Origin of the sequence: Enterobacter sp. PL1 (assembly GCF_945957325.1) — a bacterium.
Taxonomy (GTDB): domain Bacteria; phylum Pseudomonadota; class Gammaproteobacteria; order Enterobacterales; family Enterobacteriaceae; genus Enterobacter; species Enterobacter roggenkampii.
On record NZ_CAMFKT010000023.1, the window covers coordinates 21554 to 37461 of the forward strand.

Here is a 15908-nt window from a genome sequence, read left to right on the forward strand (position 1 = left end):
CCCTTAGCGGGGCACGTCATCAGGCGTTTTTCAGCATCCACTCAATTTCCGTTTCGGTAATCAGGCGTTCAAACTGCAGTAATTCATCGTTTTTGCAGGCGTGATAGACGTGGCAGAAGCGTTCGCCCAGCCGCTCGCGCAGGCTATCGTTTTGCATAAATTCCCACAGCGCATCGCTCTGACGAATCGGGAACGGCAGCCCGTCCTGCTCCAGACCGTTGCCTTCCACTTCTTCCTGCAGGGGTAAATCGTTATCCAGCCCATGTAAAATGCCGGCAAAAATCGCCGCCATCACCAGATACGGATTCGCGTCAGCGCCCGCCACCCGGTACTCGACCCGATGGTTATGGCGATCGCCGCAGGGGATACGCAGGGCAACGGTGCGATTATTGTGTCCCCATGACGCCTGCGTCGGCACGTACATCCCCGGCTGGAAACGGCGGTAGGAGTTGACGTTCGGTGCCAGCAGCGCCATGGACGCAGGCATCAGGTCGATCATCCCGGCCAGCGCGCGTTTCAGCAGCGCGGAATCCTCGCCGTTGGCGTCTGCGAGCACGTTTTCGCCTCGGTTGTTTTGCATGCTGATGTGGATATGCATCCCGCTGCCCGCATGTTCTTCATACGGCTTTGCCATAAACGTGGCGTGCATCTTATGTTTTTCCGCCATCTGCCTGACGAGACGTTTAAGCGCCAGCGCATCATCGCAGGCATCGAGCACGTTTTCCGTATGGTGCAGGTTTATCTCAAACTGGCCCGGGGAGGCCTCAGCCACTGCCCCGTCGGCGGGGATCAGCTGCAGCTGCGCCAGTTCGTCAATATCGTTCAGTACGTCAGCAAAATGGTTAAGATTATCAACCGAGTAGACCTGACTCTGCGTGTTACGCACGTCGGTGCCCGGCGCGCAGGGGGGCTGCAGATAGCCGTCGGCATCGCGTTTACGGTCAAGTAAATAGAACTCCAGCTCTACCGCTACCACGGGGAACAGGCCGCGCTGGCGCAGCTGCTGCCAGAGTCGGTTGAGTACGTTCCGCGGCTCAACGTCAAAGGGAGCGCCATCTTCATCGACCATGGTGAGCTGCACCTGACCAATGTATTCCGGGTCGGCGGCGGACGGCGTCAGGGTGCCCGGCACCGGCACGCAGATACAGTCCGGCTCGCCGAGCTCCTGCCCCAGCCCCGCCTCTTCCACGACGTTACCTAAAATGTCCATGGCGAAAACCGATGCCGGGAAATAGCAGCCTTTTTCAAGCTTGCTCAGTCCGGCAACCGGGATGCGCTTGCCGCGAAAACAGCCGTTCAGGTCGGTCAGGAGGACATCAATAAACTGGGTGTCAGGATACTTTTCTAAATAGCGCTTCACTTCCTGCGTAAAGGCGCTGCCCCGCCTCTCATCCGTGTGCTGCACAAAGTTCTCAACTTCTACGATATTGGTTTCCATGATTTACCACCGTTTTTGGGATTTGCGTTCGCTGCTCTGGACTGTCAAATATAATGTCCACTCTATCGAATCTGTATGCAAATAAATTGTTTGTCAAATGTTAAATTAAGTTTGCAAAAGGCAGATCCCGTTGCTAGATTGAGAAAATATTGAACGAAAAGGCCGTTTATCAGGCGAAAATGGCCTAAATTTAGTCCACTTTGTGAGGGCGATCATGGAAAATATAATGAACAAGCCAGTTATTGGCGTGGTGATGTGTAGAAACAGGCTTAAGGGTCATGAGACCCAGACCCTGCAAGAAAAGTACCTGAATGCCATTATTAACGCGGGGGGTTTACCGATTGCCTTACCGCATGCGCTGGCAGAGCCAGAGCTGCTCACCGCTCTGCTGCCCACCCTGGACGGGATTTACCTGCCGGGCAGCCCAAGTAACGTGCAGCCGCACCTTTATGGTGAAAACGGCGATGAGCCTGACGCCGATCCCGGGCGAGATCTTCTGAGTATGGCGCTGATTGCCGCCGCGCTCGAAAGGCGCATCCCCATTTTCGCCATCTGCCGGGGGCTGCAGGAACTCGTTGTTGCGACGGGGGGGACGCTGTATCGCCGCCTGTTCGAGCAGAACGACCTGCTCGAGCACCGGGAAGATCCTGAACTGCCGGTTGAGCTACAATACGCCCCGTCTCATGAAGTTCAGGTTCAGGAGGGAGGACTGCTGTCTCAATTAATACCAGGCTGTAACACATTTTGGGTAAACTCGTTACACGGGCAAGGTGCACGGACGTTAGGACCACGGCTTCGCGTGGAGGCCCGCTCGACGGATGGGCTGGTCGAGGCGGTCAGCGTTCATGACCACCCTTTTGCCCTCGGCGTGCAATGGCACCCCGAATGGAACAGCAGCGAGTACGCCCTGTCCCGTATGTTGTTTGAAGGTTTTATCACCGCCTGTCAAAGCCACATTGCCGAGAAGCAACGGCTTTGACCACTACCGTAAAGGAAATGCAACTATGAGCGATGACGGACTGGCGCCAGGGAAACGTCTGTCTGAGATCCGCCAGCAGCTGGGTCTCTCGCAGCGGCGTGCCGCGGAACTGTCTGGGTTAACACACAGTGCCATCAGCACCATTGAGCAGGACAAAGTCAGTCCTGCTATCAGTACGCTGCAAAAGCTGCTGAAAGTTTATGGGCTGTCGCTCTCGGAATTCTTTTCGGAACCGGAAAAACCTGATGAACCGCAGGTGGTTATTAATCAGGAAGACCTTATCGAAATAGGCAGTCAGGGGGTTTCGATGAAGCTGGTTCATAACGGAAATCCGAACCGTACGCTGGCGATGATTTTTGAAACTTACCAGCCTGGAACCACGACCGGAGAGAGGATCAAACACCAGGGTGAGGAGATCGGTACGATACTGGAAGGTGAAATATTGTTGACCATTAATGGCCAGCAATATCACCTGGTTGCGGGGCAGAGCTATGCCATCAATACCGGCATACCGCACAGCTTCAGCAACACCTCGGCAGGCATCTGCCGCATTATCAGTGCCCACACTCCTACCACGTTCTAATTACCACTCAGTCCCGGCGTAAGCGCGCTTACGCCGGGAAATATAAAAACGATCGCTGTCGGCATTTAACGGGTTAATTCCCGGGATGCCCCACGGCTTCGTATTGCCTGAAACGGCCATGCCTTTATTTATCTGATTGCGAAAGAAAGGAGTGAATATGCATTTTCAGCACCTGACTTACTGGCAGGATAAAGCAAAAAATAGCGCCATTGAGACCCGGTTATTTATTAACGGTGCCTATTGTGACGCCGCCGATAATGCCACGTTTGAAACCGTCAATCCCGCGACCCAGCAGACGCTGGCGAACGTCGCACGGGGCAAGCAGGCGGACGTGGACCGCGCAGTTCAGGCCGCGCGTGCGGTATTTGAGCGCGGTGACTGGTCGCAGGCGTCTCCGGCGCAGCGCAAGGCCGTGCTAAATACGCTCGCCGATTTAATGGAACGCCATAGCGAAGAGCTGGCCTTACTGGAAACGCTGGACACCGGTAAACCCATCCGCCACAGCCTGCGCGACGATATTCCCGGCGCGGCACGCGCCATTCGCTGGTACGCCGAAGCGGCGGATAAAGTCTACGGCGAAGTGGCGCCTACGGGTCCGGGCGAGCTGGCGATGATCGTGCGCGAGCCCATCGGGGTTGTCGCGGCCATCGTCCCCTGGAACTTCCCACTGCTGCTGGCCTGCTGGAAGCTGGGCCCGGCGCTGATCGCGGGCAACAGCGTGGTATTGAAACCATCGGAGAAATCACCGCTCACCGCCCTGCGGCTGGCCGGGCTGGCGAAAGAGGCGGGCCTGCCTGACGGCGTGCTGAACGTGATAAGCGGTTACGGCCACGAAGCGGGCCAGGCGCTGGCACTGCATCCGGAGGTTGAGGTGCTGACGTTTACCGGCTCTACCCGTACCGGCAAGCAGCTGCTGAAGGACGCAGGAGAAAGCAACATGAAGCGCGTCTGGCTGGAGGCGGGCGGCAAAAGCGCCAACATTATCTTTGCCGACTGTCCGGACCTGGACAAGGCCGTGAGCGCGACCGCCGCCGGGATTTTTTATAACCAGGGGCAAGTCTGTATCGCCGGCACCCGCCTGCTGCTCGAAGACAGCATCGCTGATGACTTCCTGGCAAGGCTGAAGGCGCAGGCCCGCCACTGGCAGCCGGGCGATCCGCTCGACCCCGACAGCACGATGGGGATGCTCATCGACGCCGCGCACGCCGATACCGTCCACACGTTTATTCGCGAGGGAACCCGGAAAGGTACGCTGCTGCTGGACGGGCGGGAACAATCGTGGCCTTCCGCAGTCGGTCCAACCATTTTCGTCGACATCGACCCTGCTTCCCCGCTGTGCCGGGAAGAGATTTTCGGGCCGGTGCTGGTCGTCACCCGTTTTAAAACCGAAGAGGAAGCCTTAACGCTGGCCAACGACAGTGAATATGGGCTTGGCGCGGCGGTATGGACCCGCGATCTCTCCCGCGCGCACCGCATGAGCCGCCGCCTGAAGGCAGGCTCGGTCTTCGTCAATAACTATAACGACGGTGATATGACCGTTCCCTTTGGCGGCTTTAAGCAGAGCGGCAACGGTCGCGATAAGTCCCTGCACGCGCTGGAAAAATTTACCGAACTGAAAACCATCTGGATTGCCCTGGAGCCTCAATCATGACCGAACATACCACCAGCTACTACGCGGCCAGCGCGAACGCTTACGAACCTTTCCCGACGCTTAACGAATCGATCAGCTGTGACGTGTGCGTGGTGGGCGGCGGCTATACCGGCCTCTCCTCCGCGCTGCATCTCGCCGAAATGGGCTACGACGTGGTGCTCCTTGAAGGCGCGCGCATCGGCTTCGGCGCCAGCGGACGCAACGGCGGCCAGCTGGTTAACTCCTACAGCCGCGACATCGACGTGATCGAGAAAAACTACGGGCCCGATGCCGCCAGAATGCTCGGGAGCATGATGTTTGAAGGCGGGGAGATCATCCGGGAGCGTATCCAGCGCTATCAGATCCAGTGCGACTATCGTCCCGGCGGGCTGTTTGTGGCGCTAAACCATAAGCAGCTGGAGACGCTGGAGGAGCAAAAAGCCAACTGGGAACGCTACGGCAACACGCAGCTGGAGCTGCTGGACGCCAGCGCCATCCGCCGGGAAGTCGACAGCGAACGCTATACCGGCGCGCTGCTGGACCGCAGCGGGGGGCACATTCATCCGCTGAACCTGGCGATCGGCGAAGCGGACGCCATTCGCCTGAACGGTGGGCGGGTGTATGAACAGTCCCCGGTGAATGCCATTCAGCACACCAGCCCGGCCGTGGTGAGCACGCAGCATGGTCAGGTGACGGCCCGCTACGTGATCGTCGCCGGGAATGCCTATCTGGGCGATAAGATCGAACCGGAGCTGGCAAAACGCAGCATGCCCTGCGGCACCCAGGTGGTGACCACCGCCCCGCTGCCGGAAGAGCTCGCCCGCACGCTGATCCCCAATAACTACTGCGTGGAAGATTGTAACTACCTGCTGGATTACTACCGTCTCACCGCCGACAACCGCCTGCTGTACGGCGGTGGCGTCGTGTATGGCGCGCGCGATCCGGACGATGTCGAGCGCCTGGTGATGCCAAAGCTGCTGAAAACTTTCCCTCAGCTGGCAGGCGTCAAAATCGACTACCGCTGGACGGGCAACTTCCTGCTGACCCTGTCGCGTATGCCGCAGTTTGGTCGTCTGGATAAAAACATCTATTACATGCAGGGCTACAGCGGCCACGGCGTAACCTGCACCCACCTGGCCGGACGGCTGATCTCGGAACTGTTGCGCGGTGACGCTGAGCGCTTTGATGCGTTTGCCAACCTCCCGCACTACCCCTTCCCGGGCGGCCGCAGCCTGCGGATTCCATTCACGGCGATGGGCGCGGCGTACTACAGCCTGCGCGATCGTCTTGGCGTATGATCGTTTCGACAAAAGGGTATCTGACATGAGTAACCAGGAATTTCATCAGCGCAGACTTTCTGCCACCCCGCGCGGCGTTGGCGTAATGTGTAATTTCTTTGCCCGCTCGGCGGAGAATGCCACGCTCACCGACGTGGAAGGCAACGACTATATTGATTTCGCCGCCGGGATCGCGGTACTGAATACCGGCCATCGTCATCCTGAACTGGTGGCCGCAGTGGAAAAACAGCTTCACCAGTTCACCCACACGGCCTACCAGATTGTGCCGTATGAAAGCTACGTTTCATTGGCCGAAAAACTTAACGAGCTGGCCCCGGTGCAGAGCCCGGCCAAAACGGCGTTCTTCACAACGGGCGCGGAAGCGGTGGAAAATGCCATTAAAATCGCCCGGGCCCACACCGGCAGACCGGGCGTGATTGCCTTCGGGGGAGGCTTTCACGGCCGAACCTATATGACCATGGCCTTAACCGGCAAGGTCGCGCCTTACAAGCTGGGATTTGGCCCCTTCCCGGGCTCGGTTTACCACGTGCCGTATCCCTCCGAGCTGCACGGCATCACGACGCAGGATGCCATCGCGGCGATAGAACGCCTGTTCAAAGCAGATATTGAGGCGAAACAGGTGGCGGCGATTATTTTTGAACCCATTCAGGGTGAAGGCGGATTCAACGTCGCCCCGCCAGAACTGGTGGCCGCCATCCGCCGTATCTGTGATGAGCACGGGATCGTGATGATTGCCGACGAAGTGCAGAGCGGCTTCGCCCGTACGGGGAAACTGTTTGCGATGGAACACTACGCGGACAAACCCGACCTGATGACGATGGCTAAAAGCCTGGCAGGCGGAATGCCGCTGTCCGGCGTGGTGGGCCGCGCCGAAATCATGGACGCGCCGGCTCCCGGCGGCCTGGGGGGCACCTATGCAGGCAACCCGCTTGCGGTGGCCGCCGCGCACGCGGTGCTGAAGATTATCGACAACGAGTCGCTGTGCGCGCGTGCCCGTCAGCTGGGCGATCGGCTGAAAGCCACGCTGGAGGAGATTCAGGGCACCTTCCCTGCGCTCGTGGCGATAAGGGGAAGAGGATCGATGATTGCGGCGGAGTTTTTTGACCCCGAGAGCCGTGAACCGTCGGCCGCCATCGCGCAGGCGATCCAGCAAAAGGCGCTCGCCCAGGGCCTGCTGTTATTGATCTGCGGCCAGTACGGCAACGTGATCCGCTTCCTTTATCCGCTGACCATTCCGGACGCCCAGTTCAACCAGGCGCTGGCGATCCTGCAACAGGTTATGCGCGATAAGTCCTGAGTGCCCACCGAAAACCGTCTCCCGGAATGCCGGGGACGGTTTCAACGGAGGAGATCGGCACAGATTTCCTCCGCGTGGGAAATGTTGGGGAATTGGGTCTGTTTCATTGTATGCTCCCTGAAACACATCCCCGGCATGAGGAAATAAGAATTGCAAAAAACATCATCCTATCAGTCACTTGTGAAAACCTTCCAGCGTCTCTCCCGCTTCTCGCACCTTACCTCCATCGCCAGCTGGGACATGTTTACCATGATGCCGCCCGGCGGCAGCGCCGCACGCGGCGAGGCGCTGGCGGAGATGAGCGTCCTGCAGCACCAGATCCTGACCGATAAAAAAGTCGGCGACCTGTTAGCGGCGGCGGCAGGTGAAGATCTGAATGACGTCGAACAGGCCAACCTGCGCGAAATGACGCGCCACTACCAGCAGGCAACCCTGCTGCCGGAATCGCTGGTGGAAGCCAAATCCCTGGCGGGCAGCAGGTGCGAGCACGCCTGGCGCACGCAGCGTCCCGCCAACGACTGGCAGGGCTTTTCCGCCAAACTGAAAGAGGTGGTCAAACTTAGCCGCGAAGAGGCGCGCCTGCGGGCGGAAGCCAAAGGCTGTACGCCGTACGATGCGCTGCTGGATATTTTTGAGCCCGACATGACCAGCGCCCGTCTGGACGTTCTGTTCGGCGATATGAAATCCTGGCTGCCGGACCTGCTGGCAAACGTCGTGGAAAAGCAGGCTCAGCGCTCGTTTGTTCCTCCTCAGGGGCCTTTCCCGACGGCAACACAGCGTGAGCTGGGCCTGGAAGCCATGAAGATGCTCGGCTTCGATTTTAACGGCGGTCGCCTCGACGTGAGTGCGCACCCGTTCTGCGGCGGCGTACCGGAAGACGTGCGCATCACCACGCGCTACGACGAGGATGAACTGCTCAGCGCGCTGTTTGGCGTGATCCACGAAACCGGACACGCGCGCTACGAACAAAACCTGCCGCGCGCATGGGCAGGACAGCCGATTGCCATCGCCCGCTCAACCGCGATCCACGAATCCCAGAGCCTGTTCTTTGAGATGCAGCTGGGACGCAGTGAAGCCTTCCTCAAGCATCTTCTCCCTGCGGTGCACGCCCGCTTTGGCAGCCAGGCGGCGTTCAGCGAAGAGAATTTTATTGCCTGGAACCAGCGCGTGAAGCCGGGCTATATCCGCGTCGATGCGGACGAAGTGAGCTACCCGGCACACGTGGTGCTGCGCTATGAGATTGAGCGCGCGCTGATCAACGGCGAGATAGAAGTGGACGATATCCCTGCCCTGTGGGACGAGAAAATGCAGGCCTGGCTCGGGTTATCCACCAAAGACAACTACCGCAACGGCTGTATGCAGGATATCCACTGGACCGACGGCGGTTTTGGCTACTTCCCGTCGTATACGCTGGGGGCCATGTATGCCGCACAGCTGTTCCACGCCGCGAAAACGGCGCTTCCGGGTCTGCAGGCCTCCATCGCTGAGGGCGATTTTTCCGCACTCTTTGAGTGGCTGCGTCAGAACATCTGGCAGCACGGCAGTCGCTTCAGCACGTCGCAGTTAATCACCCAGGCGACGGGTGAAGATCTGAATATCCGTTATTTCCGCGAGCATCTGACCTCCCGCTATTTGTAATCTGTTTGGCCAGGGGTGAGGGACCTCAGGTAAAGAAGTCGTATGTTCCCCCTCACCCCAGCCCGTATACCCTCATGGGAGAGGGAGCCGTCTGTGCAGGACCCCGGCAATGTACATATGGTTACACGCCGATACCAATCACTCACGGAAACCCCGAATTTACAGGGATATAGTTATTTCAACGGCCCCGCAGTGGGGTTAAATGAAAAACCAAATTCGAGGGTATGAACATGAAAAAAGTATTAGCTCTGGTTGTTGCCGCTGCTATGGGTCTGTCTTCTGCTGCGTTCGCTGCTGAAACCACTGCTGCACCGGCTGCTGCGGCACCTGCTGCAACGACCACCGCGGCGCCAGCAAAAACTGTCCATCACAAGAAACATCATAAAGCCGCTAAACCGGCTGCAGAGCAAAAAGCCCAGGCCGCTAAAAAGCACCACAAAAAAGCGACCAAACCAGCTGCAGAGCAGAAAGCCCAGGCTGCTAAAAAGCACCATAAAAAAGCGACCAAACCGGCTGTAGAGCAGAAAGCCCAGGCTGCTAAAAAGCATCACAAAAAAGCAGTAAAACACGAAGCTGCTAAACCAGCTGCACAGCCAGCTGCGTAAGAGTACAAGCTAAACCGTGCCCTTCGGGGCACGTTGGTAAACCGGCGCTGAACCGGAACAGGTTCCGCGCCGTTTTTTTTATCCGGAGGGCGTATGCTGCGGCGCTATCGGTTTGAGCTGATTCTGATCCTGCTTATTTTATGCGCGCTCATCGCCAGCCATTTTTATCTTTCCTGAATGTAGCACGCTGATTTTACTCCCACTTTAGCGCTGTCCCGTCTATAGTATTTTCATAGGGTTCACTTTTAATAATCATAATTACCCCCACCAGAGTGAGATATGCGTAAATCTGTTGTGTTGTTACTGGGAACGTTTGGTCTTTTTTCTGGATTCTCACATGCGGATGATGGCGGTGATGACACCATTAGCGCGAAAGAGCTAAAGACGCTTTTTTTCAATCATGACGACCGTACGCGCGTCGCCGATCCCACCCAGGCACCCTGGGATGCTATAGGTCAACTGGAAACCGCCAGCGGTAACTTATGTACTGCGACGTTGATCACCCCTCAGCTTGCCCTGACGGCAGGCCACTGTCTGTTAACGCCGCCAAACGGCAAGCCGGATAAAGCGGTGGCCTTGCGGTTTGTGTCGCAAAAAGGCACCTGGCGCTATGAAATACACGGCATTGAAGGCCGGGTCGATCCGTCTCTCGGCAAACGGCTGAAACCGGATGGTGACGGCTGGATCGTGCCACCGGCGGCCGCCTCATGGGACTTTGGCCTGATCGTTTTACGCTACCCCCCTTCCGGCATTACGCCGCTGCCGTTATTTGACGGCGATAAAGACGCACTCACCGCCGCGCTGAAAGCCGCCGACCGGAAGGTGACGCAGTCCGGCTATCCAGTCGACCATCTGGATACCCTTTACACCCACACCGACTGTATTGTGACGGGCTGGGCGCAAACCAGCGTACTCTCGCACCAGTGTGATACGTTGCCGGGCGACAGTGGTTCACCGCTGATGCTGAAAACAGACAACGGCTGGCAGTTGATTGGCGTGCAGAGCTCTGCACCGGCGGCGAAAGATCGCTGGCGGGCCGATAACCGGGCCTTGTCCGTGACCGGTTTTCGCGACAAGCTGGAAGCGCTGGCGCAGCAGTAAATCAGCATCGTCTGACCTGATGTAATGCCCTGATTGACTCAATCGGCATCGGCTGGCTGAACCAGAAACCCTGCAGTTGATCGCAGCCAGCCAGCCGCAGCAGTTTCATTTGTCTTTCGGTTTCGACCCCTTCGGCGACCACCGCCATCCCCAGCGCGTTGGCGATCCGCACCGTGCCGCTCACCAGCGCGGCCGCCTGTTCATCGTGGTCCACCAGCCCGGCCAGCGATTTATCAATCTTGATGGTGTCGAAGTTAAAACGCCGCAAATAGCCAATGCTGGAATAGCCGGTGCCAAAGTCGTCCAGCGCCACCGCGGTGCCCAGCGCTTTAAGATTGGCTATCGCCATGCGGGCACGCTCCGGATTTTCCAGCACATAAGACTCCGTGACCTCCAGCTGCAGTCGGTTGGCAGGGAAATGGGTGGTTTCCAGCACGCTGGCCACTTTGTCTTCGAAGGCGGGATCGCGGAATTGTGCGGGAGAAATATTAACGGAAAGCGTTAAGTCACCGTATGGCTGGAGATCCTGACAGGCGCGCTGCAACACAAACTGGCCCAGTTTGTAAATCAGACCGCTCGTCTCCGCGATGGCGATGAAGGTATCCGGGCCCAGCGGCCCTTCCGGGCGACGCGGCCAGCGGACTAACGCTTCGACGCTGCTCATTTTCTGGCTGCGGGCGTCAATAATCGGCTGATACCAGACCTCAAACTCATCGCGCTCCAGACCGTTACGGATCTGATTTTCAATCGCCAGCTTGCGCTCACGGGCGCTATTCAGCTCGGCGTCGTAGTGGGTGATACGCCCTTTCCCGCTCATTTTGGCATGGTACATGGCAATATCGGCGCGACGAAACAGCTCGGAACTGGTGCATTCAATCAGGGTTCCGCTGGCGATCCCGATACTGGCCCCGATATGGATGGTGCGTTCCCCCAGCTGAATCGGGGCGGAGAGAGAATCCAGCACCGACACGGCAAAAGCGGTGGCCTGTGTCTCTGCCTTATCACCGCCGATTGTCATGGCAAACTCATCCCCGCCCATACGCGCCAGCATTCCCCCCGGCGGCACGCGTTCACTCAGCGTTTTCGCAATCGCCACGATGAGATCGTCACCCACGCTGTGGCCGTAGATGTCATTCACGTCTTTAAAGCCATCCAGATCGATAAACACCACGCTTTTGACGTCGATATCTCCGCGTAAGCTCACCCGATCCAGCGCCTCGATGAGCGCTCGCCGGTTCGGCAGATGGCTTAGCCAGTCCGTTCTGGCCACCAGACGCGCCTGGCTTTCTCCGCGCGCAAGCTTGTACAGCCCCACGCTGCTCACCAGAATAAAGAGCAGGATCAGGGCCGATGCCAGCACGACAATCTGGGTGATATCAGAGGATGCCGCCCGGGCGGCCTGCGCTCCCGGAAGCCGTGCCTGCCAGTTAAGATAGCCCAGCAGCTCCCCTGCCGAACTGCGCAGCGGCATACTCAGCTCGTTAATTTTATCCGGCGTAAAGTGCAGGTTATCGATCTGAAAGGTCGACCCCAGGTCGGATAAAATTCTGGCGTTCAGATGACGGGTGATTACCAGATAGCGGCGCGTTCCGTCGGTAACCTGTAATCTTCCGACCATCGGGCGAATCAGCCCAATGCCCACAAAGGCGACGCCGCTTCGCGTTTTGCTGATCCCGGCATAGATATTTTTATCCCCTGACAGGGCGCGCGCGTGCTGAGCAATAAGCGCCTTCAGCCCCTTACCGAAAAAATCGAGATTCGTCTCCTGAAATGGCTGACTTTGAAACGATCCCCAGATGACGTTGAAATGCTCATCAAGCACGAAGGTGCCATCATAGAGGTTGTTGATTTTAAAGCCGGCGCCCCAGGTGTTATACAACCAGTTAGTATCGAGCGTGGGACGGTAGGCCTCCCGCACCGCATCGTCCCAGACGGCGTTATCCAGCACCAGCGAGGAGACGCGGTTGACCGATGTCTGAATGGCCCCCTGTACGGAAAGCGCCGCGCGATGTTCATCAATTTCATTGGTTTTGGTGCTGATAAGATGCAGGGAAAGATAGAGGAGTGCGACGACGGAGATGATTAAGCCGATGCCCGCCATAAAGACCATGGCAAACAACGTTCTCGCGGTGGGAATATTGCGCCAGCTTAATGTGCGATACATCCGCCATCCTCTTCAGGGTTTTGCTTTTCTAAGCGTAATACAGGCAGCGAATTTCGCTGCCTGTAAAGGATGGCTTTATGAGCGTCAGGCGAGTTTTATCATAATCATACCGGCAAGCAGCAAGATGAGTCCCATCCAGCCCTTGTTATTTAAACGCTGACCGAAGAGCACCCAGCCTGCGGCCAGCGTGGCGGCGATACCAAAACCGCCCCACAGCGCATAGGCCACCGACAGGTCAATCCCTTTTACCGCCTGGGACAGCGCGCTGAACGCTCCCAGAACCGCGGCAATCGACATCAGGCCGTAGAGCTTACGGCGAAAACCATCGGAGAATTTCAGCAGGACGTTCGCCAGAATTTCCAGCACGATGGCGAACCCCAGCCAGGCCGCATGAACCCACTCAAACTGTTGCATGGTTCTGCTCCTTCTGCACTTTAGACGGCTTACGGGTACCTGATTTAATCAGCACAATACCCGCGACCAGCGTCGTTAATCCGGCGACCTTCATTGTTGTTAATGTTTCGTCAAATATCAGAACGCTGAACAGCGTAATCAACAAAATACCGATCCCTTCCCACAGGGCATACGCGACGCCCAGCGCAATTTTTTTCACCGCAAATGAGAGGAAAATATAAGAAAGCGAAATCATCACCAGCATCAAAATAAAACCGGTATTGCCATCGCTGACGCTTGCCCACTTCATCGACAGCGTGCCGGTAATTTCAGCAATAATAGCCAGTGCTAATAAAATCCAGTAAAACATGTTTTTCTCCTGCTTGAGAATATAATCCATCGTGGCCCGCTGCGTGCAGCAAACCCAAAAATACGAATTGAAATCAGTCAGCTAAGCGCTTAGCGCCAGCTCAGGCAGAAGAAATGACTAGAGTGCGGTGCGCCAGTGTTGCTCACCAGAAAGCAGGCAGAAAGAGGTGGAATATACAGCAGTATTGTTTGAAGAGTACGTCCTGAACATATTGTCCATAAAATTACAATTATCCGCGTTGTTGCTTCTCGTCTTTGCGGATGAAAATTGTCCTCGGTAGTTAAACACACCGAATTTGTACCATAAGCCAGGATTTTACTCAAAGTCTTTGCAATTCTTTACCCACCCTGTTTGATTTTGGTTAGTTTATTGCAACGCCTTTCGCCTTTATTATAAAAATAACAAAAATTGCGGAGTCACCATGGCTAAACCCATCATTACCCTGAACGGGTTAAAAATTGTCATCATGCTGGGCATGCTGGTGATCATATTGACAGGCGTGCGCTTTGCCGCCGACATTATTGTGCCCTTTATTCTGGCCCTGTTTATTGCGGTGATCCTCAACCCGCTGGTGCAGCGCATGACGCGGCTGCGCATCCCGCGCGTGCTGGCCATCACGCTGCTTATCAGCATCATTATTGTGGCGATGGTGCTGCTGGTCGCTTATCTGGGCACCTCGCTCAATGAACTGGCGCGAACGCTGCCGAAATATCGCTCTTCGCTGGCGATCCCCCTGCTGCAGCTGGAGCCCTGGCTGCAGCGCGCGGGGATCGAAATCTCGGTTGAGGAACTCCTGAAATATATCGACCCCAATGCGGCGATGACGATCGTCACCAGCCTGCTGACGCAGCTTTCCAACGCCATGACCTCCATTTTCCTGCTGTTCTTAACGGTGGTGTTCATGCTGCTGGAGGTGCCCCAGCTGCCGGCAAAGCTGCAGCAGATCATGGTCCGTCCGGTTGAAGGAATGGGGGCGATTCAACGCGCGCTGGACAGCGTTTCTCGCTATCTGGTGCTGAAAACCGCCATTAGCCTGGTGACGGGCGTTGTCGTCTGGGTGATGCTTCTGGCGCTGGACGTCCGCTTTGCGTTCGTCTGGGGGTTACTGGCGTTTGCGCTTAACTACATTCCCAACATCGGCTCCGTGCTGGCGGCGATCCCCCCTATCCTTCAGGTGCTGGTTTTCAGCGGGCTTTATGACGCGCTGATCCTGCTGGCCGGATACCTGGTCATCAATCTGGTGTTCGGTAACATACTGGAACCGCGCATGATGGGCCGGGGCCTGGGGCTGTCCACGCTGGTGGTCTTTTTGTCCCTGATATTCTGGGGCTGGCTGCTCGGGCCCGTTGGGATGCTGCTCTCCGTTCCGCTCACCATCATCGTCAAGATTGGTCTGGAGCAGACGGCGGGCGGGCAAAGTATCGCCGTGCTGCTGAGCGATATGAGTCATAAATAGCCGTCATTCCGCCATCGACAGGAGGGGCTTGCGGGTCCTTCCACCTTCACGATAAGCGCTTAGCGCCCTTCGCCACTCCGCCAGCGGGTACACCGTAACGTCGCTGTACTCACTGCCGGGCAACCTCAGCCAGATGCGCTCGAACTCTGCGCGCCACGCCTCAACGCTGAGCGCATCCAGACCGTTTCGGATATGGAACCACGCCACGCGCGGCGCAGGCCGCCGCTGTGTGAAGGCTTGCCCGGACAGCAGCCCGTAGCAAACAAACATGCCCGGCTCGGGCATGACGCTGAGGATCGCTTCCGCAAGCGGCCCGCCGGTGGCATCGTAGACGATATCGCTGCGTGCGGCGACGGCGCCGATTCTGTGCGCGTCATGCTGCGCGACAGGCGTGATCCCCATCGCCTCCAGCCGTTCAGCATGCACGGCGGAACGGTGAATGCCGAACACCGCTTCCGCCCCCGCCTGACGCGCCCACTGCCCCAGCAGGATGGCGCAATCGGATCCTGCAGCCGTGAGCAAGACCCGCTTTCCGCGCGGCGGGTAGCGGGTCAGCATCATCTGCGCCGCCAGCGGGTTGATGTAGGCCCGCGCGGCCAGGCGCGAGTCGACAACGTCCGGAACGGGTATCGCATACTCTGCCGGACAGTCCACATAGCGCTGCCAGGTGCCCTGACCGCGCAGCGGCAGGACGCGCTTACCCACCAGATGCTTAAACGAGGCGGGCGCCCCGGTGACAACCCCGACACCTTCATACCCCGCGACGGCGGGTAACGGGGTTCGGTGGCGATAGGCGCCGGTGATGGGGATAAGATCGGACGCGTTGACCGGAGAAAACAGCATCCGCACGCGGAGCTGTCCGGGCGCAAGCGCGCCCAGCGGCGCGTTTTCAGGTTGCAGAACAGAGTCTGGCTCGCCAAACCGGCGATACCAGAGGGCCAGGTTTTCCATTACGA

The 15908-nt window shown here is 57.7% G+C and carries 14 protein-coding genes; 9 read left to right on the top strand and 5 right to left on the bottom strand.

Translation table 11 applies throughout. The annotated features are described in order from the left end of the window. Positions 1 to 19: 19 nt before the first annotated feature. On the bottom strand, positions 20 to 1438 hold the full coding sequence (locus tag N6P30_RS18825) for a glutamine synthetase family protein (RefSeq protein WP_008502452.1): 1419 nt from the start codon (positions 1436 to 1438) through the stop codon (positions 20 to 22). 214 nt (positions 1439 to 1652) lie between these two features. On the opposite strand from N6P30_RS18825, the gene puuD reads away from it, so the two are divergent. The 8 genes from puuD to N6P30_RS18865 all read left to right on the top strand — a co-directional run bounded on the left by puuD (position 1653) and on the right by N6P30_RS18865 (position 10569). Next, a complete protein-coding gene (gene puuD / locus N6P30_RS18830) occupies positions 1653 to 2417 on the top strand; it encodes a gamma-glutamyl-gamma-aminobutyrate hydrolase (protein ID WP_023292584.1) in 765 nt (254 codons plus the stop codon). Positions 2418 to 2442: 25 nt separating this feature from the next. Continuing rightward, positions 2443 to 3000, top strand: a complete 558-nt coding sequence (gene puuR / locus N6P30_RS18835; RefSeq protein ID WP_008502454.1) for an HTH-type transcriptional regulator PuuR — start codon at positions 2443 to 2445, stop codon at positions 2998 to 3000. Positions 3001 to 3157: 157 nt separating this feature from the next. Next, positions 3158 to 4651 carry an aldehyde dehydrogenase PuuC gene (puuC, locus tag N6P30_RS18840; RefSeq protein ID WP_023292585.1) on the top strand — a complete coding sequence of 498 codons (1494 nt, stop codon included), beginning with the start codon at positions 3158 to 3160 and terminating at the stop codon, positions 4649 to 4651. Then, positions 4648 to 5928, top strand: coding sequence for an NAD(P)/FAD-dependent oxidoreductase (locus N6P30_RS18845; RefSeq protein ID WP_023292586.1), 1281 nt, complete (start codon positions 4648 to 4650; stop codon positions 5926 to 5928). The genes puuC and N6P30_RS18845 overlap by 4 nt, the downstream gene beginning before the upstream one ends. Before the next feature lie 25 nt (positions 5929 to 5953). Continuing rightward, positions 5954 to 7225, top strand: coding sequence for a 4-aminobutyrate transaminase (puuE, locus tag N6P30_RS18850; RefSeq protein ID WP_023292587.1), 1272 nt, complete (start codon positions 5954 to 5956; stop codon positions 7223 to 7225). A 150-nt stretch (positions 7226 to 7375) separates the two neighbouring features. Next, a complete protein-coding gene (locus N6P30_RS18855) occupies positions 7376 to 8863 on the top strand; it encodes a carboxypeptidase M32 (protein ID WP_260629966.1) in 1488 nt (495 codons plus the stop codon). Positions 8864 to 9093: 230 nt separating this feature from the next. Then, complete coding sequence (asr, locus tag N6P30_RS18860; RefSeq protein WP_021241183.1) at positions 9094 to 9468, top strand: acid resistance repetitive basic protein Asr; 375 nt, start codon at positions 9094 to 9096, stop codon at positions 9466 to 9468. A 279-nt stretch (positions 9469 to 9747) separates the two neighbouring features. Continuing rightward, positions 9748 to 10569 carry a trypsin-like serine peptidase gene (locus N6P30_RS18865; RefSeq protein ID WP_008502460.1) on the top strand — a complete coding sequence of 274 codons (822 nt, stop codon included), beginning with the start codon at positions 9748 to 9750 and terminating at the stop codon, positions 10567 to 10569. Position 10570: 1 nt separating this feature from the next. Here N6P30_RS18865 and N6P30_RS18870 read toward each other — a convergent pair whose 3' ends face one another. The 3 genes from N6P30_RS18870 to mdtJ all read right to left on the bottom strand — a co-directional run bounded on the left by N6P30_RS18870 (position 10571) and on the right by mdtJ (position 13496). Further along, positions 10571 to 12733, bottom strand: a complete 2163-nt coding sequence (locus N6P30_RS18870) for a bifunctional diguanylate cyclase/phosphodiesterase (protein ID WP_023292589.1) — start codon at positions 12731 to 12733, stop codon at positions 10571 to 10573. A gap of 84 nt (positions 12734 to 12817) precedes the next feature. Continuing rightward, positions 12818 to 13147, bottom strand: coding sequence for a multidrug/spermidine efflux SMR transporter subunit MdtI (gene mdtI / locus N6P30_RS18875; protein ID WP_008502462.1), 330 nt, complete (start codon positions 13145 to 13147; stop codon positions 12818 to 12820). Then, positions 13134 to 13496, bottom strand: coding sequence for a multidrug/spermidine efflux SMR transporter subunit MdtJ (mdtJ, locus tag N6P30_RS18880; RefSeq protein WP_008502463.1), 363 nt, complete (start codon positions 13494 to 13496; stop codon positions 13134 to 13136). Before mdtJ ends, mdtI begins: the two co-directional genes overlap by 14 nt. Before the next feature lie 421 nt (positions 13497 to 13917). On the opposite strand from mdtJ, the gene N6P30_RS18885 reads away from it, so the two are divergent. After that, complete coding sequence (locus N6P30_RS18885) at positions 13918 to 14952, top strand: AI-2E family transporter (RefSeq protein ID WP_023292590.1); 1035 nt, start codon at positions 13918 to 13920, stop codon at positions 14950 to 14952. 3 nt (positions 14953 to 14955) lie between these two features. Here N6P30_RS18885 and N6P30_RS18890 read toward each other — a convergent pair whose 3' ends face one another. Then, positions 14956 to 15903, bottom strand: coding sequence for a zinc-dependent alcohol dehydrogenase family protein (locus N6P30_RS18890; RefSeq protein WP_023292591.1), 948 nt, complete (start codon positions 15901 to 15903; stop codon positions 14956 to 14958). Between the last annotated feature and the right edge of the window lie 5 nt (positions 15904 to 15908).